The sequence below is a fragment of the Paraburkholderia sp. J10-1 genome (genome assembly GCF_905220165.1).
GTDB lineage: Bacteria > Pseudomonadota > Gammaproteobacteria > Burkholderiales > Burkholderiaceae > Paraburkholderia.
This window is the reverse complement of sequence record NZ_CAJMYW010000006.1, coordinates 367,874-389,094: the sequence shown is the minus strand read 5'-3', so window position 1 is coordinate 389,094 and position 21,221 is coordinate 367,874. Positions and strand designations below refer to the sequence as shown.

Annotated in this window: 19 protein-coding genes and 1 riboswitch; of the genes, 6 read left to right on the top strand and 13 right to left on the bottom strand. The window is 65.9% G+C overall.

Translation table 11 applies throughout. From position 1 onward, the window contains the following. The 9 genes from glyS to U5A65_RS21370 form a co-directional block, all read right to left on the bottom strand. Nucleotides 1-2,100 carry a glycine--tRNA ligase subunit beta gene (gene glyS, locus U5A65_RS21410; RefSeq protein ID WP_321947262.1) on the bottom strand — a complete coding sequence of 700 codons (2,100 nt, stop codon included), beginning with the start codon at nt 2,098-2,100 and terminating at the stop codon, nt 1-3. 16 nt (nt 2,101-2,116) lie between these two features. Further along, nucleotides 2,117-3,124, bottom strand: a complete 1,008-nt coding sequence (glyQ, locus tag U5A65_RS21405; RefSeq protein ID WP_321913702.1) for a glycine--tRNA ligase subunit alpha — start codon at nt 3,122-3,124, stop codon at nt 2,117-2,119. A 250-nt stretch (nt 3,125-3,374) separates the two neighbouring features. Beyond that, nucleotides 3,375-5,072 carry an apolipoprotein N-acyltransferase gene (gene lnt, locus U5A65_RS21400; RefSeq protein WP_321947261.1) on the bottom strand — a complete coding sequence of 566 codons (1,698 nt, stop codon included), beginning with the start codon at nt 5,070-5,072 and terminating at the stop codon, nt 3,375-3,377. Nucleotides 5,073-5,269: 197 nt separating this feature from the next. Beyond that, nucleotides 5,270-6,163, bottom strand: a complete 894-nt coding sequence (locus U5A65_RS21395) for an HlyC/CorC family transporter (RefSeq protein WP_321913704.1) — start codon at nt 6,161-6,163, stop codon at nt 5,270-5,272. Nucleotides 6,164-6,354: 191 nt separating this feature from the next. After that, complete coding sequence (locus tag U5A65_RS21390) at nt 6,355-7,044, bottom strand: gamma-glutamylcyclotransferase (RefSeq protein ID WP_321947259.1); 690 nt, start codon at nt 7,042-7,044, stop codon at nt 6,355-6,357. A 9-nt stretch (nt 7,045-7,053) separates the two neighbouring features. After that, nucleotides 7,054-7,515 (bottom strand): rRNA maturation RNase YbeY, encoded by a 462-nt coding sequence (gene ybeY / locus U5A65_RS21385; protein ID WP_321913706.1) that lies wholly within the window; start codon nt 7,513-7,515, stop codon nt 7,054-7,056. 35 nt (nt 7,516-7,550) lie between these two features. Next, nucleotides 7,551-8,684 carry a PhoH family protein gene (locus U5A65_RS21380; RefSeq protein WP_321935030.1) on the bottom strand — a complete coding sequence of 378 codons (1,134 nt, stop codon included), beginning with the start codon at nt 8,682-8,684 and terminating at the stop codon, nt 7,551-7,553. Between the two features lie 56 nt (nt 8,685-8,740). Beyond that, nucleotides 8,741-10,114, bottom strand: a complete 1,374-nt coding sequence (miaB, locus tag U5A65_RS21375) for a tRNA (N6-isopentenyl adenosine(37)-C2)-methylthiotransferase MiaB (RefSeq protein ID WP_321913708.1) — start codon at nt 10,112-10,114, stop codon at nt 8,741-8,743. A 281-nt stretch (nt 10,115-10,395) separates the two neighbouring features. Continuing rightward, entirely contained in the window at nt 10,396-11,367 is a 972-nt protein-coding gene (locus tag U5A65_RS21370) for a LysR family transcriptional regulator (RefSeq protein ID WP_321913826.1), read from the bottom strand. Between the two features lie 115 nt (nt 11,368-11,482). On the opposite strand from U5A65_RS21370, the gene U5A65_RS21365 reads away from it, so the two are divergent. The 4 genes from U5A65_RS21365 to ribB all read left to right on the top strand — a co-directional run bounded on the left by U5A65_RS21365 (nt 11,483) and on the right by ribB (nt 15,152). Beyond that, on the top strand, nt 11,483-11,887 hold the full coding sequence (locus U5A65_RS21365) for a VOC family protein (protein ID WP_321947257.1): 405 nt from the start codon (nt 11,483-11,485) through the stop codon (nt 11,885-11,887). 58 nt (nt 11,888-11,945) lie between these two features. Continuing rightward, nucleotides 11,946-13,133, top strand: coding sequence for an MFS transporter (locus tag U5A65_RS21360; protein WP_321947255.1), 1,188 nt, complete (start codon nt 11,946-11,948; stop codon nt 13,131-13,133). A gap of 188 nt (nt 13,134-13,321) precedes the next feature. Further along, nucleotides 13,322-14,023, top strand: coding sequence for an XRE family transcriptional regulator (locus U5A65_RS21355; RefSeq protein WP_321913711.1), 702 nt, complete (start codon nt 13,322-13,324; stop codon nt 14,021-14,023). Nucleotides 14,024-14,093: 70 nt separating this feature from the next. Next, nucleotides 14,094-14,267, top strand: a riboswitch (FMN riboswitch). A 165-nt stretch (nt 14,268-14,432) separates the two neighbouring features. Beyond that, the gene (gene ribB / locus U5A65_RS21350) at nt 14,433-15,152 is read left to right on the top strand and encodes a 3,4-dihydroxy-2-butanone-4-phosphate synthase (RefSeq protein WP_321913712.1); all 720 of its coding nucleotides are present in this window, start codon (nt 14,433-14,435) and stop codon (nt 15,150-15,152) included. A 92-nt stretch (nt 15,153-15,244) separates the two neighbouring features. On the opposite strand, the gene U5A65_RS21345 is transcribed toward ribB, so the two are convergent. Continuing rightward, complete coding sequence (locus U5A65_RS21345) at nt 15,245-15,931, bottom strand: HAD family hydrolase (protein WP_321913713.1); 687 nt, start codon at nt 15,929-15,931, stop codon at nt 15,245-15,247. Nucleotides 15,932-16,130: 199 nt separating this feature from the next. On the opposite strand from U5A65_RS21345, the gene U5A65_RS21340 reads away from it, so the two are divergent. Then, entirely contained in the window at nt 16,131-16,508 is a 378-nt protein-coding gene (locus U5A65_RS21340) for a hypothetical protein (protein ID WP_321935034.1), read from the top strand. Nucleotides 16,509-16,801: 293 nt separating this feature from the next. Here the strand turns inward: U5A65_RS21340 and U5A65_RS21335 are convergent, their stop codons facing one another. Then, nucleotides 16,802-16,999 (bottom strand): hypothetical protein, encoded by a 198-nt coding sequence (locus U5A65_RS21335; RefSeq protein ID WP_028205977.1) that lies wholly within the window; start codon nt 16,997-16,999, stop codon nt 16,802-16,804. A gap of 651 nt (nt 17,000-17,650) precedes the next feature. Between U5A65_RS21335 and U5A65_RS21330 the strand changes: the two genes are divergently transcribed. Further along, complete coding sequence (locus U5A65_RS21330) at nt 17,651-18,484, top strand: ferritin-like domain-containing protein (protein WP_415765317.1); 834 nt, start codon at nt 17,651-17,653, stop codon at nt 18,482-18,484. A 66-nt stretch (nt 18,485-18,550) separates the two neighbouring features. On the opposite strand, the gene U5A65_RS21325 is transcribed toward U5A65_RS21330, so the two are convergent. Both U5A65_RS21325 and trhA read right to left on the bottom strand, forming a co-directional pair. After that, nucleotides 18,551-20,200 carry a DEAD/DEAH box helicase gene (locus U5A65_RS21325; protein WP_321947253.1) on the bottom strand — a complete coding sequence of 550 codons (1,650 nt, stop codon included), beginning with the start codon at nt 20,198-20,200 and terminating at the stop codon, nt 18,551-18,553. A 257-nt stretch (nt 20,201-20,457) separates the two neighbouring features. Beyond that, a complete protein-coding gene (gene trhA, locus U5A65_RS21320) occupies nt 20,458-21,078 on the bottom strand; it encodes a PAQR family membrane homeostasis protein TrhA (protein WP_321913716.1) in 621 nt (206 codons plus the stop codon). Between the last annotated feature and the right edge of the window lie 143 nt (nt 21,079-21,221).

Here is a 21,221-nt window from a genome sequence, read left to right as displayed (position 1 = left end):
TTATGCAGCGAGTCGCGAGATGTCCGCGACGCTGTTCATCTGGCGATGCAGCGCCTTGAGCAGCGCGAGGCGGTTCGCACGCAGCGCCGGGTCTTCGGCGTTGACCATCACGTCGTTGAAGAACGTGTCCACGGTTTCGCGCAGCGCCGCGAGCGCGGTGAGTGCGCCCGTGTATTCGCGTGCGGCGAGTTGCGTTTCCACGCGCGGCGCGACCTGTTCGAGCTGCGCGTAGAGCGCCTTTTCGGCGGCTTCGACGAAAAGGGCCACTTGCACGCCGGCGTCTTCCGCGCCCTCGGACTTCTTGAGGATGTTGGAGATGCGCTTGTTGGCCGCCGCGAGCGAGGCCGCTTCCGCGAGCGCTGCGAATTCGCGCACCGCGTCCAGACGCGAGACGATGTCGTCAAAGCGCGTGGGGTTCAGTGCGAGCACGGCGTCCACTTCAGTCGCCGCAAAGCCGCGTTCGCGCAGCATGCCGCGCAGGCGGTCCATGCAGAACTCGTAGATGGCCTGGGTCGATTCCGTCACGGCCTCGATGCCGGCGAATTGCGCGTACGTGGCGCGCAGCAGCTCGACCAGGTCGAGCGGCAGTTGCTTCTCGACGAGAATGCGCAGCACGCCCAGCGCGTGGCGGCGCAGCGCGAACGGGTCCTTCTCGCCAGTGGGCGCAAGGCCAATGCCCCAGATGCCGACGAGCGTTTCGAGCTTGTCCGCGAGCGCGACGATCGTGCCCGTGGTGGTAGCGGGCAGGGCGTCGCCCGAGAAGCGCGGCTGGTAGTGCTCGGAGCACGCAATCGCCACTTCTTCGGGTTCGCCGTCGTGGCGCGCGTAGTAGGTGCCCATCGTGCCTTGCAGCTCCGGGAACTCGCCTACCATGTCGGTGAGCAGGTCGGCCTTCGCAAGGCGCGCGCCACGTTTCGCGAGCGCGACGTCGGCGCCGGAAAGTTCAGCGATCTGGCCGGCGATCGCTTCGAGGCGCTCCACGCGCTGCAGCGTCGAGCCGAGCTTGTTGTGATACACCACGTTCGCGAGCAGCGGCACACGGTCGGCCAGCGGCTTCTTCTTGTCCTGCTCGAAGAAGAACTTCGCGTCGGCCAGACGCGGGCGCACCACGCGTTCGTTGCCCTCGACGATCTCGTCGGGCGTTGGCGTCGCGATATTCGAGACGATCAGGAAGCGCGAGCGCAGGCGGCCCTGGTCGTCGGTGAGCGCGAAGTACTTCTGGTTCGTCTGCATCGTGAGGATCAGGCATTCCTGCGGCACTTGCAGGAATTCGTCCTCGAACTTGCATGCATACACAACCGGCCATTCGACGAGCGAATTCACTTCGTCGAGCAGCGACTCGGGCATCACGACCTTGTCGCTGCCGGCCTGTTCGATGAGTTGCGCGCGAATCGACTCGCGGCGGTCGGCGTAGCTCGCGATCACGAAGCCCTTGTGCTGGAGCGTGTGCGCGTACTCGTCGGCGTGCTGAATGGCGATCAGGCCTTCGGAGAGGAAGCGGTGGCCGCGCGTGGTGTCGTCGGCGTCGACGCCGAATGCCGTGACCGGCACGATCTGGTCGCCGTGCAGCACCGTGAGGCGATGCACCGGGCGCACGAACTGCACGTTGCTGCCGTCCGGGCGCTGGTAGGTCATGACCTTCGGGATCGGCAGCTTGCCGAGCGCTTCGTCGAGCACGGCTTGCAGGCCGTCGGCGAGCGTGGCGCCAGGCGCGGAGTAGCGCAGGAAGAACGCTTCGTTCTTGCCGTCGCTTGCGCGTTCAAGGTCGCTAACCGGGAAATCGGGGAAGCCGAGCGCCGCGAGCTTCTTCGCGAGCGGCGCGGTGGGCTGGCCGCTCGCGTCGAGCGCGACCGAAACGGGCAGCACTTTTTCGCGCACCTGCTTTTCGGGCGCGACGCTGCGCACGTTCTTGATCGTGACCGCGAGGCGGCGCGGCGTGGCGTAACGTTCGAACGCGAGATCGCCTTCGATCAGGTCGCGCGCGGCGAGGCGCTGCGCAATGCCTTCGGCGAACGCGTCGCCCAGGCGCGCGAGGGCCTTGGGCGGCAGTTCCTCGGTCAGCAGTTCGACGAGGAGAGTGGCGTGATGAGCTTGCGTCATTGTTCTGGAGATCCGGTCATGCCTCGTCGAACTTGCGTTCGACCTTCAGCGGCGGCGCCCAGGCGGGCATCGCGGCGTCCTGTTCGTCGGTGGTGAGGCCAGGCACGCCGTGCACGGGGTTGCCGAGCATCGGGAAGCCGAGCTTCTCGCGCGACTCGTAGTACGACTGCGCCACGCTGCGCGACAGCGCGCGAATGCGGCCGATGTACGCTGCACGCTCCGTCACGGAGATCGCGCCGCGCGCGTCGAGCAGGTTGAACGTATGGCCGGCCTTGAGCACGAGTTCGTAGGCGGGCAGCGCGAGCTGCAGATCGATCATGCGCTTCGCTTCGCTTTCGTACGCGTTGAAGAACGTGAACAGCAGGTCGACGTTCGCGTGCTCGAAGTTGTAGGTCGATTGCTCGACTTCGTTCTGGTGATAGACGTCGCCATACGTGAGGCGGCGCAGTTCCGGGCCGTTCGGGCCTTGCTCTTCCCACTCGGTCCAGACGAGGTCGTAGACGTTCTCGACCTTCTGCAGATACATGGCGAGACGCTCGAGACCGTAGGTGATTTCGCCGAGCACCGGCTTGCAGTCGATGCCGCCCACCTGCTGGAAGTAGGTGAACTGCGTGACTTCCATGCCGTTGAGCCACACTTCCCAGCCAAGGCCCCAGGCGCCGAGCGTGGGGTTCTCCCAGTCGTCTTCGACGAAGCGCACGTCGTTCTGCTTCAGGTCGAAGCCGAGCGCCTCGAGCGAGCCGAGGTACAGGTCGAGAATGTTCTCCGGCGCGGGCTTGAGCACCACCTGGTACTGGTAGTAGTGCTGCAGGCGGTTCGGGTTCTCGCCGTAGCGGCCGTCCTTCGGGCGGCGCGAGGGCTGCACGTAGGCCGCGCGCCATGGCTCGGGGCCGATTGCGCGCAGGAAGGTGTGGACGTGCGAGGTGCCGGCGCCGACTTCCATGTCGATCGGCTGGAGCAGTGCGCAGCCCTGCTTGTCCCAGTAAGACTGGAGCGTCAGGATGATTTGCTGAAACGTGAGCATGTGTGCCTGCAGTGTCTTTCGGGCTTTCGGGAGCGGAATGCAGCGGGCCCGCCTTAAGCGAGCGCGCCGGCGGGGCGGCGATTCTCCGCCTTGCCCCTTCCCCTTGCGTGGCCCGGGCCGGAGGCGGCCAGGTGCTAAAACGTTGAATTTTACCGGATTGCCGGAGCCTTGAGACCTGGACGGGGTTCCGGCGGCCGGCAGCGGTGTGGTTGCGTCGTTGGCGCGATGTTGCGTGTGCCTTGCGCGCGCCTTATTTTTCGTCCGCCGGCTTGCGCGTCTTCGCGCCCTTGAAGGCCGGTCCGAACGCGAAGCCGAGCGCGAGCAGCAGCAGCGAAATGGCGATCACGGTGTTGTTGCCGCTCGTCACGTAGGGCGTGAAGCCGCTCGTGCCTTCCACCTTCACGTCGAGCGAGCCCGCCGTGAACGTTGGCAGACGCGCGATCACGCGGCCTTTCGCGTCGATGGCGGCGGTCGCGCCCGTGTTGGTCGCGCGCAGCATCGGCCGGCCGGTTTCGAGCGAGCGCATGCGTGCGATCTGCAGATGCTGGTCGAGCGCGATGGTGTCGCCGAACCACGCGAGGTTCGTCGAGTTGATGAGGATGCCCGGCGAGGTGGGGCTCTCGCGCACAATGCGCGCGATTTCCTCGCCGAAGATGTCCTCGTAGCAGATGTTCACGGCCACGAGTTCACCGTGCACGCGGAATGGCGGCTGCACGGGCGCCCCGCGCGCGAAGTCGCCGAGCGGGATGTTCATGAGATTGACGAACCAACGGAAGCCCCAGGGCACGAACTCGCCGAAGGGCACGAGGTGGTGCTTGTCGTAGCGATAAAGGCCGTTCTGGCCCGGCGTGATGCCGAACAGGCTATTGGTGTAGTCGGTCACGCGTCCGTCGGGCGTGATCGTGCCGCCCACCGCGCCGAACAGGATGGCCGTGTTCGTGCCGTCGGCGAAGGCGCGGATATCGCGGCCGAACTTCTGGGGAATCTCCTGCACCAGCACCGGCACGGCGGTTTCGGGCGTGACGACGAGATCGGCGGGCTTTTCGGTAATGAGCTTCTGGAACTCGTTGAGCGCGTCGGTAAAGCCGGCCTCGGAGAACTTCATGTCCTGCTTGACGTTGCCTTGCAAGAGACGCACGTTGAGCGGTGTGCCGGACGGTTGCGTCCACGAGACGAGCGAGAGCAGCAGGCCGGCTGCGATCACGGCCGCAGCGAGCAGCGCCGGCGTCGCGACCGCGCTGCGCGAGGGCGCTGCGGGCTGGCGATTCACGTCGCGCACGCGCAAGACCGCCTGAGCGATGAGCGCCGCGACGAGCGCGAGCACCCAGCCCACGCCATACACGCCGACGATCGGCGCGAAACCGGCGAGCGGGCCGTCCACCTGCGCGTAGCCGCTCGAAAGCCAGGGAAAGCCGGTGAACACGTAGCCGCGCGCCCACTCGCCGAGCGCCCACGCGCTTGCGAACGCGAAAGCGCCGTGCCACGTCGGCGAAAACGGCAACTCGCCGCTGCGTCCATTTTTCGCATGTCCGGCGCAGAACGACCAGATGAGCGCGGCGAGCGCCGGATACACACCGAGATAGAGCGAGAACAGCACGAGCGCCGCGCCCGCGAGCACGGCGGGCATGCCGCCGTAGAAGTGCATGCTCACGTAGAGCCACCACACGCCGCTCACGAAGTTGCCGAAGCCGAATGCCCAGCCGGTGAAGAGCGCGCTCTTCCAGCCGGTCGTGCGCGTGAGCCAGAAGTAGAACAGCGCGAAGATCGCAATGGCGAGCCAGCCGCCGTGCGGCGTGGGCGCGAACGACAGCGTGTTGAGTGCGCCCAGCGCGGCGGCCGCGAGATAGTGCCAGAAGGGCAGCGCGCGGCGCGCGGCGCCGTTGGTGGCGCTGGTGGTTTCCGTCGCGCGCGTCTCGGTGCGCGTGCGGGTATCGATCGGTTCGGCCATGCGGTGCTGTGGAATGCGATGAAATGCGCGATGAAAGGCGCGAGCGCGGATTGCGCGACGAGCGCAACGATAGCACTTTCGTGCGTCGTTCCCGGGAAGCTCTGCTGGGGACGGATCGGGACATCCGCGCGCTCGAAGCAAAAACGCCAGCCCAAAGGCTGGCGTCATCGGCGCATACGAGGCGCGCTCGCGCGAGCTCAGGTGCCCGGCGGCTGCAGCGCGGCTTCGCGCTGTCCTGCCATCGGGTCGCGGCGCACGAGCAGCATGTGGACCTGGCGCGCGTCGGCGCGCAGCACCTCGAAGATCAGGTCGTCGATGCGGACCTTCTCCCCGCGATGCGGCACGTGCCCAAAGTGGTTCGTGACGAACCCGCCGATCGTGTCGACTTCCTCGTCCGAATAATGGGTGCCGAACGCCTCGTTGAACTGTTCGATTTCGGTGAGCGCGCGCACGCGGAAGCGCCCGTCGGGCGAGGCGATGATGTTGCCGCTTTCCTCGTCGAAGTCGTACTCGTCTTCAATGTCGCCGACGATCTGCTCCAGCACGTCCTCGATCGTGATGAGACCGGCCACGCCGCCGTACTCGTCCACGACGATCGCGATGTGGTTGCGGTTCTGGCGAAAGTCGTGCAGCAGCACGTTCAGGCGCTTGGACTCGGGAATAAACACGGCCGGGCGCAGCATCCCGCGCACGTCGAACTCTTCTTCGGCGTAGTAGCGCAGCAGATCTTTCGCGAGCAGCACGCCGATCACGTTGTCGCGATTGCCGTCATACACGGGGTAGCGCGAGTGCGCTTTCTCGAGCACGAACGGAATGAATTCGTCAGGACTGTCGGCGATGTTGATCGCGTCCATCTGGGCGCGCGGGATCATGATGTCGCGCGCGCAAAGCTCGGACACCTGGAACACGCCTTCGATCATCGAAAGCGAATCGGCGTCGATCAGGTTGCGCGCGTGCGCGTCCTGCAGGATTTCGAGAAGCTCGGCGCGCGAGTCGGGCTCGGGCGAGATGAAGTCGGTCAGCCGCTCGAGTAGGGAGCGCTTTTCCTGCGGTTTGTCGGTCTGGCGTCGACTGGGATAGGAGTCGTTCATGGTGGTGCGCCCTTTGCCGCTTGAGGGCAGGGCGCGCTGTTGCGGAGGGTTAAGGATACAACATGCCTGTGGCGCGACCGTGTAATGGCACACACGCGGCACACGTTCGGTACACACCGGCAGATCAATCCTAACGCAGATGCGGTGCGGCCGCCCGCTGAAACAAAAAGACCCGAGCCGTGACGCGAGGCTTACGCGCAGCGCGTGAGCAGCCGCTCCAGCGCGCGGTCGCGCATGCCGCTCTCGCGCAGCGCGTCCACGGTGCGGCGCACGTAATCGAGCGTCGTGCCATAGCGGCCCGACGCGCAGCCGAACACGGTGCGCACCGTCGCTTCGGAAAGCTTGCCGGTGTAGGACGCCACATCGCGCCGCATGACGAAGGCGAGCGCGTCGACGCGGCGGCCGTCGGCGAGCACGCAGGGCAGCCAGGCCGGGCGGTACGAGCCCATCGGCATTTCGCGGCGCCAGAGCGCTTCGAGGTGCGGCATCACGCCTTCGGCGGCGAGACGGAACGCGACGCCCGCGCACGAGCCGCCGCGGTCGAGTGCGAGCACGAGGCCCGGTTGCTCGGGCGTGCCGCGGTTCACGCGCGACCACAGGTAAAGCCCGCGATGGTAGCCGTGCACGCGCGAACGCACGTTCTCGACGGTGGGCAGGCCTGGGTTCCAGATCAGCGAGCCATAGCCGAAGAGCCAGATGTCGCTTGCGCCGTCCCAGCCTTTCGACTTCAGTGTGCACTCGAGCGAGGTGCGCAGCTCGTCTTCGCTCAAAAGTCGTGACTCGCCAAGCGTCGGCGGGTAGCCGGGGCAGGGCACGCTCGCATCGCCCGCCTCGGGCAGGGCTGAGGGTTCGGCGAATTCGGGCGTGCGCTTGTCGTTCATGGCGGGGACTTACTTGTACGGATCAGGAAAGCCTAGCGAACTGAGCACCTCGGTCTCGATGCCTTCCATCTCTTCGGCTTCGGCCTCGTCTTCGTGATCGTAGCCCTGCGCGTGCAGCGCGCCGTGCACGAGCAGGTGTGCGTAGTGCGCGGCGAGCGGCTTGCCCTGCTCGGCGGCTTCCTTCTCCACCACGGGGCAGCACAGGATCAGATCGCCCGTGACCGGATCGTCTTCGCTCTCCGCATACGCGAAGGTGAGCACGTTGGTCGCGTAGTCCTTGCCGCGATACGTGCGGTTGAGCGTGCGGCCTTCCTCGGCGTCGACGAAGCGCACGGCCAGCTCCGCGTCCGCGAAGAGCGCGGCCTTGAGCCACGCCGCCACGGTGGCGCGCGGCAGCGCGGCCTTGTGCTCGGGGAACGCCTTCGCGGCGGGGAACTGTACGGTCAGTTTGAGTTTCGGTGCGCGGGGCATGGGGCTAAAGCAGTGATACGACGCAGGCGGCGGCGTTAGCGCGCGTCGCCCACACCTTCGTCCTTTTTCGAATGCGCGTCATAAGCCTCGACGATACGCGCGACGAGAGGGTGGCGCACGACGTCCGCACTCGTGAAGTGCGTGACGGCGATGCCGCGCACGTCCTTGAGCACATGCTGGGCTTCGATCAGGCCGCTCTTGTGGCCGCGCGGCAAGTCGATCTGCGTGGTGTCGCCGGTCACGACCGCCTTCGAGCCGAAGCCGATACGCGTGAGGAACATCTTCATCTGCTCGGGCGTGGTGTTCTGCGCCTCGTCGAGAATGATGAACGCGTGATTGAGCGTGCGTCCGCGCATGTACGCGAGCGGCGCGATTTCGATCATCTGGCGCTCGAACATTTTCGCGGTCTTGTCGAAGCCGAGCAGATCGTAAAGCGCGTCGTACAACGGGCGCAGATACGGATCGACCTTCTGCGAGAGATCGCCCGGCAGGAAGCCGAGGCGCTCGCCCGCTTCCACGGCCGGACGCGTGAGCACGATGCGCTTGACCTGATCGCGTTCCAGCGCGTCCACGGCGCAGGCCACGGCGAGATAGGTCTTGCCGGTGCCCGCGGGCCCGATGCCGAACGTCACGTCGTGCGAGATGATCTGCTTGAGGTACTCGCGCTGCGCGGGCGTGCGGCCACGCAGGTCGGCGCGGCGCGTGTAGAGCTTCGGGCCCAGTTCTTCGACATCGACGCCTTCGCGCGCGGGCTCGTCGAACGGATGATCCGGGTCGCCGCGAAAACGCGGGTCGATCTCGCTGGCGTCGTTACCACCGCCGTTGACACCACCCGCATGGCCGCGCACGCCGCCGTTGCCATTGCCGCGCGGATCGTTGGCCGAGTTGCCGCCGAAGCTCGCCGGGTGTCGTGCTTCGACGAGCGCGAGCTGAATGTCGTCGACGGAAAGCGGATCGCGCGCCCGGTTGTAGAAGTTTTCGAGCGCCGTGAGCGCCAGCCTGGCGCCGCGCCCGCGAATGCTGATGCGATGGCCGCGCCGTGCGAGCGTTACGTCGAGCGCTTGCTCGATCTGCCGCAGGTTTTCGTCGAGCGGGCCGCAGAGGTTGGCAAGCCGCGCGTTGTCGTCGCGCGGCGCGGTGAATTCCAGATGCTGCTGATTGGGCTTCAAGGTGTCTCTGAACTCCTGAATTCCTGGCTGGGTGCGTCGAGCCGATTAATGCACGATTAATGCGCGAGCGTCGAGGCTTCTTCGTGCGCGAGCACGAGTTCGCCGCGCAGCGAGTGCGGGTACGCGTGGTTGATCTTCACGTCGATCATCTGGCCGATCAGGCGCGCGTGCGAAGCGAGCGGCGCCGGGAAGTTCACCACGCGGTTGTTTTGCGTGCGGCCCGACAGTTCGCTCGGGTCCTTGCGCGAAGGGCCTTCCACGAGAATGCGCTCGACTCGGCCAACCATCGACTGGCTGATGCGCGCGACGTTCTCTTCGATCGTGGCCTGCAGGTGCTGCAGGCGCTTGAGCTTTACCTCGCGCGGCGTGTCGTCTTCGAGATTCGCGGCGGGCGTGCCCGGGCGCGGGCTGTAGATGAACGAGAAGCTCGTGTCGTAGCTCATCTCCTCGACGAGCGCCATCATCTTCTGGAAGTCCTCTTCGGTCTCGCCGGGGAAGCCGACGATGAAGTCCGTGGAGAGCGACAGGTCCGGGCGGATCGCGCGCAGCTTGCGGATGATCGACTTGTACTCGAGCACGGTGTAGCCGCGCTTCATCGCCATGAGCACGCGGTCCGAGCCGTGCTGCACCGGCAGATGCAGGTGGCTCACGAGCTTGGGCACCTTCGCGTAGGTGTCGATCAGGCGCTGCGTGAATTCCTTCGGGTGCGAAGTCGTGTAGCGGATGCGTTCGATGCCCGGGATGTCCGCGACGTATTCGATGAGCGTGGCGAAGTCGGCCACGTCTTGCGCGCCATTGGTCAGCGCACCTCGATACGCGTTCACGTTCTGGCCGAGCAGCGTGACTTCACGCACGCCCTGGTCGGCGAGACCGGCGATTTCGGTGAGCACGTCGTCGAGCGGTCGCGAGACTTCTTCACCGCGCGTGTACGGCACGACGCAGTAGCTGCAGTATTTCGAGCAGCCTTCCATGATCGAGACGAACGCGCTCGGGCCTTCCACACGTGCGGGCGGCAGATGGTCGAACTTCTCGATTTCGGGGAAGGAGATGTCCACCTGCGCGCGGCCCGAGGCGCGGCGCGCGTCGATCATCTGCGGCAGGCGGTGCAGCGTTTGCGGGCCGAACACGAGGTCCACATACGGGGCGCGCGCGACGATCGCCGCGCCTTCCTGGCTCGCCACGCAGCCGCCCACGCCGATCAGCAGGTTCGGGTTCGCTTCCTTCAGCTCGCGCACGCGGCCGAGGTCGGAAAACACCTTCTCCTGCGCCTTTTCGCGCACCGAGCAGGTGTTGAAGAGAATGACGTCCGCGTCTTCGGGGGTGTCGGTCTTCACGAGACCTTCGGCGGCGCCGAGTACGTCGACCATCTTGTCGGAGTCGTACTCGTTCATCTGGCAGCCAAAGGTCTTTACATAAACTTTCTTGGTCATCGGGTTTCGCCGTTCGCAGTGGTTGACCTGGGGGCGTCGTCCGCTTGATGCACGTGCGGGAGGCACGGTCTGCACGTCAGGACTACGGTGTTTTATGGGGCCGAATCGGGATGCGGGGAGACCGGCTACGAGACCGGCGTTGGCACCCTGTTTCTGGCAATGCGCGTTTTGCCATTCTTCGGACGTTCCGCTTTGCTTTTCACTTCATTTTGCCGACGCGCATTGGCCAACGATTGGCCCATGCGGTTGCGGCTGCGGATCGCTTTCTGCGCAATCCACCATTATATCCGTTTGCGCCTTCGGCTTTGCGTCGCAACGGCTGGATCGGTGCAGGGCACCAGCGCCTCCAGTTCGCCCGAAGTCTGCGCGAAACGCTCGGTGAGGAAGTCGAGCAACACCCGCACGCGCGGCGCGAGAAAACGGTTGCGGTGATAGAGCGCGTGCAGCGGTGCGTCGGGGTAGCGCCACTCGGGCATCACCGTCTTGAGCCGCCCGGCGCGCAGGTCGTCGGCGACATCCCAGATCGACTTTACCGCCAGTCCGTAGCCGCACAGCGCCCACTGGCGCGCCACTTCGCCATCGGTGGATTCGAGCGCGCCGTCGAGCGGCACCGTGTAGGTTTGCGTTTCGTCGCCGCGCGTGAAGCGCCATTCGTTCACCGGCCCCGCCGCCGAGCCGATCACGATGCAGTCGAAACGGGCCAGATCGTTCGGCTCACTCGGCTCGCCGCAGCGCGCGAGGTAGGCGGGCGAGGCGCACAGCACGCGGCGGTTCGGCGCGAGCCAGCGCGCGACGAGCGAGCTGTCCTGCGGCGTGCCGAAACGAATCGCGAGGTCGATGTCTTCGAGCACAAGGTTCGAGAGCGAGTCGGTCAGCATCAGCGCGAAACGCACGTCGGGGTACAGGGCGCGGAATTCGTCGAGCCAGGTCATCAGCAGGTTGCGGCCGAAATCCGAAGTCGCCGAAATGCGCACCTTGCCGCGCACCGCGTTCTGGCCCTCCTGCAAGGCCGCCTTGGCGTCGTCGAGCGAGCGCAGCGCGTGCTCGCTGCAGGTGAGGTAGATACGGCCTTCGTCGGTGAGGCGCAGCTGGCGGGTGGTGCGGTCGAACAGCCGCGCATGCAGTTCCGCTTCGAGCCGCGCGAGCCGGGCGCTGGCCGCCGCGGGCGTGAGGCCGAGCTTGCGCCCGGCCGCGGAAAGGCTGCCGAGGCGGGCGGCTTCCACGAAAAGGCGCACATCACCGAGGTTGTCCATCGCGCGATTATTAGAAAGCGATTGAAAATGATTCAAATGCTACGCCAATTATCAAATTTGAGCGTAGCCGCGACAATGCGCGTGTTCTCAGGACAACCGCCCCGGCCCGCACGCCATGCAACTCGATCACGTCACCCTCGTCACGCCCGACCTCGAAGGCACATGCCGCTTCTTTCGCGACATCGTCGGCCTCGACGACGGCCCGCGTCCGCCGTTTCGCGTGAACGGTCACTGGCTCTACGCGAACGGCCGCGCGGTCATCCATCTGGTCGATGCGACCGTGCCCGCGAGCTTGGCCGGCGAGTCGTCTGCGCTCGTGGCGCCGCGCATCGATCACGTGGCGTTTCGTTTGGCGTCCGCTGCTGAGTGGCGCGCGCTCGTCGAGCGGCTTGCCGCGCACCGCGTGCCTTACCAGGTGGCCGAGGTGCCCGCGAGCGCGGAAGTGCAGCTTTTCGTGGCGCTCGCGCCGGGCGTGGTCGTCGAGTTCGTGACGTCGATGCCCGCTGACGCGGTGGTCTAGCCGTTGCCTGATTTGCCCTGAAGCCAATTTGAATTCCGGCTGATTTTTGGAGATTTCGATGCCTATCCCCTTGCTCGCGCTGGCCATCAGCGCCTTTGCCATCGGCACCACCGAGTTCCTCATCATGGGCCTGTTGCCCGACGTCGCGCGCGATCTGCACGTGACGATTCCCGCTGCGGGCCTGCTCGTGACCGGCTATGCACTCGGCGTGGCCGCTGGTGCGCCGCTGCTCGCCGCGCTCACGAGCCGCATGCCTCGCAAGCTCGCGCTGCAACTGCTGATGGGCGTGTTCATCGTCGGCAACGTGATGTGCGCCGTCGCGTCGAACTACTCGCTGCTGATGGTCGCGCGCGTGGTCGCTTCGTTTGCGCACGGCTCGTTCTTCGGCATCGGCGCCGTGGTGGCGGCCTCGCTCGTGCCGCAGGAAAAGCGGGCGAGCGCCATCGCGCTGATGTTCACCGGGCTCACGCTTGCCACCGTGCTGGGCGTGCCGTTCGGCACGGCTATTGGCCAGCAGTTCGGCTGGCGCGTGGCGTTCTGGATCGTGAGCGGCTTTGGCGTGATTTCGCTGATCGGCGTGACCGCCCTGGTTCCCAACCATCACGACAGCGGCCCCGCGGGTCTCGGCCACGAAGTGCGCGTGCTGCGCGACCCGCAGGTGTGGCTCGCGCTCGGCATGACGGTGCTGGGCTTTGGGGGCGTGTTCGTCGTGTTCACCTACATCGCGCCGATTCTCGAACAGGTCGGCGGCTTCTCGCCGCGCGGCGTGACGCTGATGCTCGTGCTGTTCGGCGTGGGGCTCACGCTGGGCAACACGCTCGGCGGCAAGCTAGCGGACCGCGCACTGATGCCTTCGCTCATGGGCATTCTCGTGATGCTCGCCGTGGTCATGGCCATCTTCACGAAGACGAGCCACGCCATGTGGCCTGCCGCGATCACGGTGTTCGTGTGGGGCATCGCTGCGTTCGCGACCGTGCCGCCCTTGCAGATGCGCGTGGTCGCGAAGGCTGCGGCGGCGCCGAATCTCGCTTCTACGCTGAACATCGGTGCGTTCAACGTGGGGAATGCAATGGGTGCGTGGATGGGCGGTCTCGCCATCGCGCACGGCGTGGCGCTCGACTCGCTGCCGTGGGTGGCCGCGGCCGTTTCGGTGGCGGCGCTCGTGCTGACATGGGCGGCGGCGCGGCTCGATACGCGCAACGCGCCGGTGCGCCATGCGAGTGTGCCTCAGCAGCAAAATACGTGAGCGCTCGCGAGGGCAATGCGCAAGGTAATGCGCCTTATGCGCAGGGCGCGAAAGCAATCCCGGATTCGCGCTCTGCAATGCTGATAACAGTGTGAAGATAACTTCGTTGGGCGCGGCAAATCGCGATGCTAGTCTTGCCTCCATTCATGCTCTTGCGCCGCAATGACGCGGCGCGCCTGGAGGCAGCCATGCATTCACCCCTCGCGCTCGTGCGCGAAGCACAGCCCAATATTGCGCACACCGAAGGATCTTACGAGGCGCTCGAGCATCTCGTGGGCGTGAACCTCGCCCGCCTGCGTGCCGAACGCCAGCTATCGCTCGATGCGCTCGCCCGCGCCTCGGGTGTCTCGCGGGCGATGCTCGCGCAGGTCGAGTCGGCGCGCAGCGTGCCGTCGATCAAGGTGCTCTGCAAGGTGGCGGCGGCGCTCAAGGTTTCGGTCTCGGCGTTCCTGCGGCGGCATGCGGTGAACGGCTTCGAGCATTTGCCTGCCGAGCGCGCGTCGCGCGTCGTGTCCGCCGACGGCCGCTATTCGGCGCGCGCGCTCTATCCGGAAGGGGAGCCCGCCGCAGCCGAGTTTCACGAGTTGCGCATTGCGCCGCTGCACACCGAGCCCGGCGTGCGCCGCCCGCCCGGCACGACGGTGAACCTCGTGGTGAGCGAGGGCACGCTCGAAGTGAGCGTGCACGATCGGCGCCAGCTGCTCGCCACCGGCGACGCGATTCTTTTCGACGCCGACCAGCCGCACAGCCTGCGCAACCCGGGCGACACCGAGGCGCGCGTGTTTCGCGTGACGCTCAACGCCGAGACGCCGCCGCGCTGGGACGTGCCCGCCGCGCCGGCTGGCGGCGATGCGGCGTCGCACAAAACGCGTTTCGAGCACATTGTCTAGTCGTGCTTTTTCGCGCTGCACGGTTTTGCAGCCTGTTGTATCCTTTGCCCGCCGGTTAATCCGGTAATCAGTGCGTCTTCAGGGCGGGGCGAAATTCCCCACCGGCGGTATGCCGGCCGCGCCGAAAGGCAACGCCGACGAGCCCGCGAGCGCCTGCGCGAGCTTCATGATGTGATGCGCAGGGTCAGCAGATCTGGTGTGAAGCCAGAGCCGACGGTCATAGTCCGGATGGAAGAAGATGTGCAGATGGTCATGTTTGCCCATCCGCCGCGGTGTTTCGGCCGATGCGCGTGCGTCCCCATTTTTTGGGGCGTGGCGCGTGCCTGCCGAATGACGCGTGCCGGGGATTCCTGTCTGTTTGCAATGCCCTGAAACGTTTTTCGCCTAACTCTCGCGAGGAGCGTTTCACATGTCCAGTACTACTCTCGCTGCATCCCAAGGCGCGCCGCTCGACGCCGCCGCCGATCTCCCGTTCATCGATTCCGAGCCGGTGCCGCCGCGCATTGCCGCCGCGTTGCAAGCCATGCGCGAAGGCCGCCCGGTCGTGCTGCAAGACGACCACGACCGCGAGGACGAAGCCGACCTGATCGTCGCCGCCGAACGCCTGACGCCCGAAACGATGGCGCTTTTCATCCGCGAATGCAGCGGCATTGTGTGCCTGTGCCTCTCCGACGAGAAAGTGCGCGCGCTCGAACTGCCGCCGATGGTGGCCCACAACGAAAGCCGCAACCGCACCGCATTCACGGTCTCGATCGAAGCGCGCGACGGCGTCAGCACGGGCGTTTCGGCCGCCGACCGCGTGACGACGATCCGCGCTGCGATCGCTCCAAACGCGAAGCCTGACGATATCGTGCGTCCCGGCCACGTCTTCCCGCTGCGCGCGCAGCGCGGCGGCGTGCTGGCGCGTCGCGGCCATACCGAAGGCACCGTCGATCTGGCGGTGCTCGCGGGCCTCGCGCCAGCCGGCGTGCTGTGTGAGCTGATGAACCCCGACGGCACGATGGCGCGCGGCAAGCAGGTCGACGACTTCGCGAAGCTGCACAACCTGCCGATGCTCACGATTGCCGAGCTGGTGGCGTTCCGTGAATCGATCGCTGTGGCGCGCGAGCGCTGCGCCGAACCGGCCTAAGGGTCGCTGAAGTAGCGAGATGAGAAACGCGGCGCCGACAGGCGCCGAGTCTCGCTTTCTTTAAGGCTCGTGCGGTCTGCGCACGCGCCGCCTCAAGACTGCACGTCGCCGAATTCGCCGCGCACGCCCGCCTCGACGAGCGCCGGCAATTCTTCCATGTGCGCCATGATGCGCGTGATGCCCATCTCGCGCAGCACGTCGGTGTAGCCCGAAGGAATGTGGCTCGCGCCGACGAACGCGATCGTCTTCATGCCCGCCGCGCGCGCGGCGTTCAAACCCGAAATGCTGTCCTCGACGACGACGCAGCGCGCCGGCTCCACGCCGAGCTGCTTCGCCGCGTGCAGGTACACATCCGGATAAGGCTTGGGCCGCGCGACCTGCTCGGCGCTGAAGATGCGCTCGCCGAAGATCGTGTCGAGCCCGGCGCGCCGCACCGAAGCGTGCACGCGCGTGAGCCGGCTGTTCGACACGACGGCGGCGGGTAGCGTCACCTGGCGCAAGGCGTCGCGCACGCCGTTGATCGGGCACACCGACTCGGCAATGGCCGCTTCGCAGCGATGTTCGATCGTCTCGAGAAAGTCCTCGGGCATCGTGAGGTCGAAGCGGGCGGCCACATCGGCGAGAAAGCGCGAGGTCTGCTGGCCGAAAGCCGCGTTCACGGCGGCGTGAAAATCGATGCCGGGAAAGGTGCTGCTGAGCGTGTCGAAGAGAACGCGGTCGGCAATGACTTCGCTGTCGACGAGCACGCCGTCACAGTCGCAGATGAGATGGTCGATCATGCGTGAAACGAGAGGCCGGGTAACGCGCGGCCGGGGCCGATGCGCGCGCCCGAGCCAGGCAGGCGGGAAGGTGGAAACCCCCAATCATACGTGCTTTTGCTTTTTGGACGCAGCGCACTCGCGGTGCACGGCGCGGTGCGAGAATAGCCGAGTCGGAATGCAGTCGTTCCAACCCGTCGAAAACGATAACGAGGCAATCATGCGTGCAATTGCAATGATCGGTGCGGCCGTGCTGCTCGCGGGGTGCGTGGGCGCGCCGCCGGGCCCGGAAGGCGGCGGGCGCGCACCGTCGCTGGCCGCCTTGCAGCAGATGTGCGGCGGCCAGGCGGTCGATTTCGGCGCGTATGCGCCGGGCGTCTACGCGGCCATGTTCGACGCCTGGGTCGCCAATCGGCGCGGCAGGCTGCCCCAGGACCAGTTTTGCGGCTTCCAGGCTCAACTCGCGCAGCAATACACCACGCTCGGCAAGAGCGGTAACGCTCAGGCGCGGGGCGAGTGGGTGAACTTCCTCAATACCCAGCGCGCGCAGGCGCTGAGCTGGCGCTCGGCGGTCGACCCGACGCTGCGAGCGGGGTAGGCGGATAGCGGTGTGGCAGGGCGCGTGTCTACGCGCGTGCGAGGAAGCACGCGTCGCGCGAAACAGCGCGCGCCGTGCGGGAGGGCGTGCCAGGGCGCAAAAAAATGGTCACGCGGGCATGAAGCGCGCGGGTCCGCGTGACCATGCACTGCAGGCGCGTACGTCTACTGCCGTGCGCCTGCATCGGGGACGTGCCCGACAAGCCGGGCTGGCGGACGATCCATACGTCCGCGCAAATCGATAGAGGGCAATGGAGCCTGTGGCTGGGCGGGCACCGGGCCCGCCGGATCAGGCTACGAACACCGTTTGATGGCGCGCAACGCAGAGTCGCCGATTTCGGTTAGTCGCCATTGCTGAAGGCCGGATGCAAGGCGCTCCAGTTGGACGAGCTGTCGTTCGAGCAAGGCGTCCAGTTCTTCTCGTTCCATGTCGAGCTGGTTGGGGGCGTCCTGTACTAGCAGCAGGGTGGCGAATTCATGCGGACTCAGCATCGTTCTCTCCGTGTTGCCGCATCAGAGGTCGCCGGTTGCAGCCCGCAGGGCGGCGCAGCGACAGGAATGCGGTGGTGTGAGCGAAAGCCTGCGACCGGGGAGAATCGTCTGGCCGGAGGGACCGGCCGCCCGGGCAGCCTGTGCGCGGCCCAAACGGCATCCAGCCCGGGATCTACCTCGGGGAACTGGAGTGTAGTCAACGCCGCTGCGTTGTACAAACCACGCCCCAAAAATATTCCCTTTGACATTCGAACCCGCTTGCAGCGGTGGCACGAGCCGTCCTGATTCGCGAAATCACTTGAAGTTCGTACTGCACCGCGGCACGCCGCGGGCGAATCCGCCTCGATCCGCCATGCATCGCGGGCCGGTATTTCCAGTGGGTATTCCGTTTGCGCCGCGGCCAGTCCCGGTCAGTCGCGGCCGATGCGCGTCACATGACGTAATGAGGAGAAGTCGTCCATTCCCGGAACTGTGAGGGTCGGGCCCGGTCTGTGCTGTGTGACTGCAGCTACGCGAAACTACGGCTAAGATTGAATTAGGGATGGCCGGTAATGTTCGCCGCGCGTGACTGGCGCCGCCCGCCGGGCCTCGGGGCTTCCGGCTTCGCGCTGCGCGTCGTGAGCGAAGATACCGCTTCGGGAGTAGGACACAATGCGTAACGAAAACGAGCCTCGCCATGAGATGCCCTGGCGCATCGAAGACATCGATCTCACACGTATCGACCGTCAACGTGCCGCCGCCAACGAAGACCTGATGCTGCTCCTCGCCGCCTCGTCTTTCATCGAAAGCGGTTCCGACCTTTACACCAGTAACCTGAACGTGTTCTTCAAAGGCGACCCGGAAGTCTCCGAGTGGCTCAACCGCGAATGGGAGCCCGAGGAGCTTCAACATGGGCGTGCGCTCAAGACGTACATCCAGTACGTGTGGCCCGAGTTCGATTGGGACGCGGCGTATGCAACCTTCATCGAAGAGTATTCGAAGACCTGTTCGTTCGAGGAGTTCGAGAAAACGCGCGCGCTCGAAATGGTCGCGCGCTGCGTGGTCGAAACCGGCACCGCCACGCTCTACCGTGCGATTGGCGAGTATTCGGACGAGCCCGTGCTCAAGGAAATCACCGACAACATTCGCAGCGACGAAGTGCGCCACTACAAGCACTTTTTCAGGTATTTCAAGAAGTACAACCAGATAGACGGGCACGGGCGTCTCGCCGTGCTCGGCGCGCTCATGCGCCGCGTGATGGAAATCAGGAACGAGGATTCCGCAATCGCGCTGCGCCACGTGTACGCGGGCCGCTACCCCGACCGCGTGCGCGACGAGGCCTATAGCCGCGAACTCACCGCGCGCGTGAACAAGCTGGTGCGCCACAATCTTTCCGCCGACATGTGCGTGAAGATGCTGCTCAAGCCGCTCAATCTGCCCGCGAAGATCCGGCCGGGCGTGCACTATCCGCTCGCGAAGATCACGGAACACGTCTTCTTCCGCTAAGACGTTCGCACGTGCAAACAAAAAGCCCGCTGCTAGAGCGGGCTTTTTCGTTGCTGGACGCGAAGATCAGCGATCGCGCTGGCCGTTGCCGTCGCGACGCGAATTGCCGCCGGGGCGGCCACCGAGCAGCGCGCCCGGGTTGCCCTGCGGCTTGCGTTGTTGCGGGCGGCCCAGCGCGCTTTCGTGCGAAACGCCGCGCTGGCTTTCGCGACGCGTATGCTCGCCGCGCGCGCCTTGTGCGCCGTGATTCGCGCCTTGCTGTTTCACGGGCTTGGCGGTGCGCACGCCGCCGCCATTCGATGCCGGCTTGGCCGGGCGCTGGCCGTTGTTGCCGCCGCCGTTGGCTGCATGCGCGCGGTTGTTTTCACGGCCACCTTCGCGATTACCTTCACGGCCACCATCGCGACCACCTTCGCGATTACCACCGCGCGGCTCACGCGGCTCGCGCGCCTGCGCGGGCCGTCCGCCGTTCGCGGCATTTGCGCCATTCGACGCACCGCGGCCCTGGCCTTGCCCCTGGCGCGGCGAGCGGCCTTGCGGCTGGCTGCGGCGCTGGATCGGCTCAGGCTTTGCGTTCGGGTCCGGCTCGAAGCCCGGAATGACCTCTTGGGGCACTGCACGCTTGATCAGCTTTTCGATGTCCTTGAGCAACTGATGCTCGTCCACGCACACGAGCGACACGGCTTCGCCCGTCGCGCCCGCGCGGCCCGTGCGGCCGATGCGGTGCACGTAGTCCTCGGGCACGTTCGGCAGATCGTAGTTGACGACGTGCGGAAGCTGGTCGATATCGATGCCGCGCGCGGCGATGTCCGTGGCGACGAGCACCTGGAGCGTGCCGTCCTTGAACTCGCTCAAAGCGCGCGTGCGTGCCGACTGGCTCTTGTTGCCGTGAATCGCGAGCGCGCTGATGCCGTCCTTCGTGAGCTGCTCGGCGAGGCGGTTCGCGCCGTGCTTGGTGCGCGTGAACACGAGCACCTGAAACCAGTTGTGCTGGCGGATCAGGTGGGTGAGCAGGTCGCGCTTGCGGTCGCGGTCGACGGGATAGATCTTCTGCGCCACGGTTTCGGCCGTGGTGTTGCGGCGCGCGACTTCGATGAGCGCGGGCGAGTCGAGCAGGCTGTCGGCGAGCGCCTTGATCTCGTCGGCGAAGGTGGCCGAGAAGAGCAGGTTCTGGCGCTTGGGCGGGAGCTTCGCGAGCACGCGCTTGATGTCGTGGATGAAGCCCATGTCGAGCATGCGGTCGGCTTCGTCGAGCACAAGAATCTCGAGCTGCGAAAGGTCGATCGTCTTTTGCTGCATGTGATCGAGCAGACGCCCCGGCGTCGCGACCACGATATCCACGCCGCGCTTCAGGGCGTCGATTTGCGGATTGATGCCCACGCCGCCGAACATCACCGTGGACTTGAGCTTCAGATACTTGCCGTAGGCGCGCACGCTCTCTTCGACCTGCGCAGCCAGCTCACGCGTGGGCGTAAGGATCAGCGCGCGCACCACGCGCTTTCCGTTCGCAGCCGGCGGCATGTCCGTCAAGCGTTGCAGGATCGGCAGCGTGAAGCCGGCGGTCTTGCCGGTGCCGGTTTGCGCGCCGGCGAGCAGATCGCCGCCGCCGAGCACGGCGGGAATCGCTTGCGCCTGGATCGGCGTGGGCGTGCTGTACCCAAGTTCGTTGACTGCGCGGACCAGCGGTTCGGACAAGCCGAGAGAATCGAAAGACATAAACACCTGTTGTATTGCAGTAGCGCGGGCGTCGCTTCGCGGCCCGAGGGCGCGCTGCGCAGCCAAAGCGGTGTTGCCGGGTTCACATGCGCCAGGCGTTGCCGCTTCTTCGCGTTGTTCGGACGGCGCGCCAGTGCGCGCGCCGCGTTTTTTCTTCATGGAACGGACGGGTCTAAGAAGACACGTCGTCTGGCGTTAAGTTGCATCGTGCGGCCGCGGACACTGCGGCGGCCGTGCGATGCCTTCGCATTGACGCGTCACGCGACGTAGCGCGCGACGCTCACGAATTGACAGACGCTCCCGGCGAGCACGAACAGATGCCAGATTCCATGTCCGTGCCGGATGCGCTCGTCATTGACGAAAAAATAAATGCCGACGCTGTATATGACGCCGCCGGCCAGCAACCACGCCGTGCCCGCGGCCGGCAAAGCCTCGACGAGCGGCCGAACCGCCACCACCGCGAGCCAGCCCATCACCACATAGAGCACCATCGAAAGCACTCTCGTGCGCCGCCCGAGCGTGAGTTCCTGCACGATGCCAAGCGCCGCGAGCCCCCAACTCACGCCGAAGAGCGACCAGCCCCAAGGCCCGCGCAGCGTCACAAGCGTGAACGGAGTATAGCTTCCCGCGATGAGCAGATAGATCGCCGCGTGGTCGCACTTTTGCAGCACCGCCTTCAGACGAATGCCGCGCACGCCGTGATACAGCGTCGAGATCGTGTACAGCGCGCACAACATCGCCCCGTATACCGCAAAGCTCACGACTTTATACGCGTCGTGATCCAGCGCCGCGAGCGTCACGAGCGAGACGAGCCCCGCTACCGACAACATCGCGCCCACGAGGTGAGTAATGCTGTTCAGACGCTCACCGGCGTGCATGACGACCACTCCTTGTTCTTCTTGAGCGCAACGCGCACCGTTGGAACAGGGTTCCACCCCGTACGGCGCCGTGCTCGAGCGCAGCGTTCAAAACCCGGCCTGACGGGCCACGGAACCGTTTTCACCACACGGCCCGGCGCCAA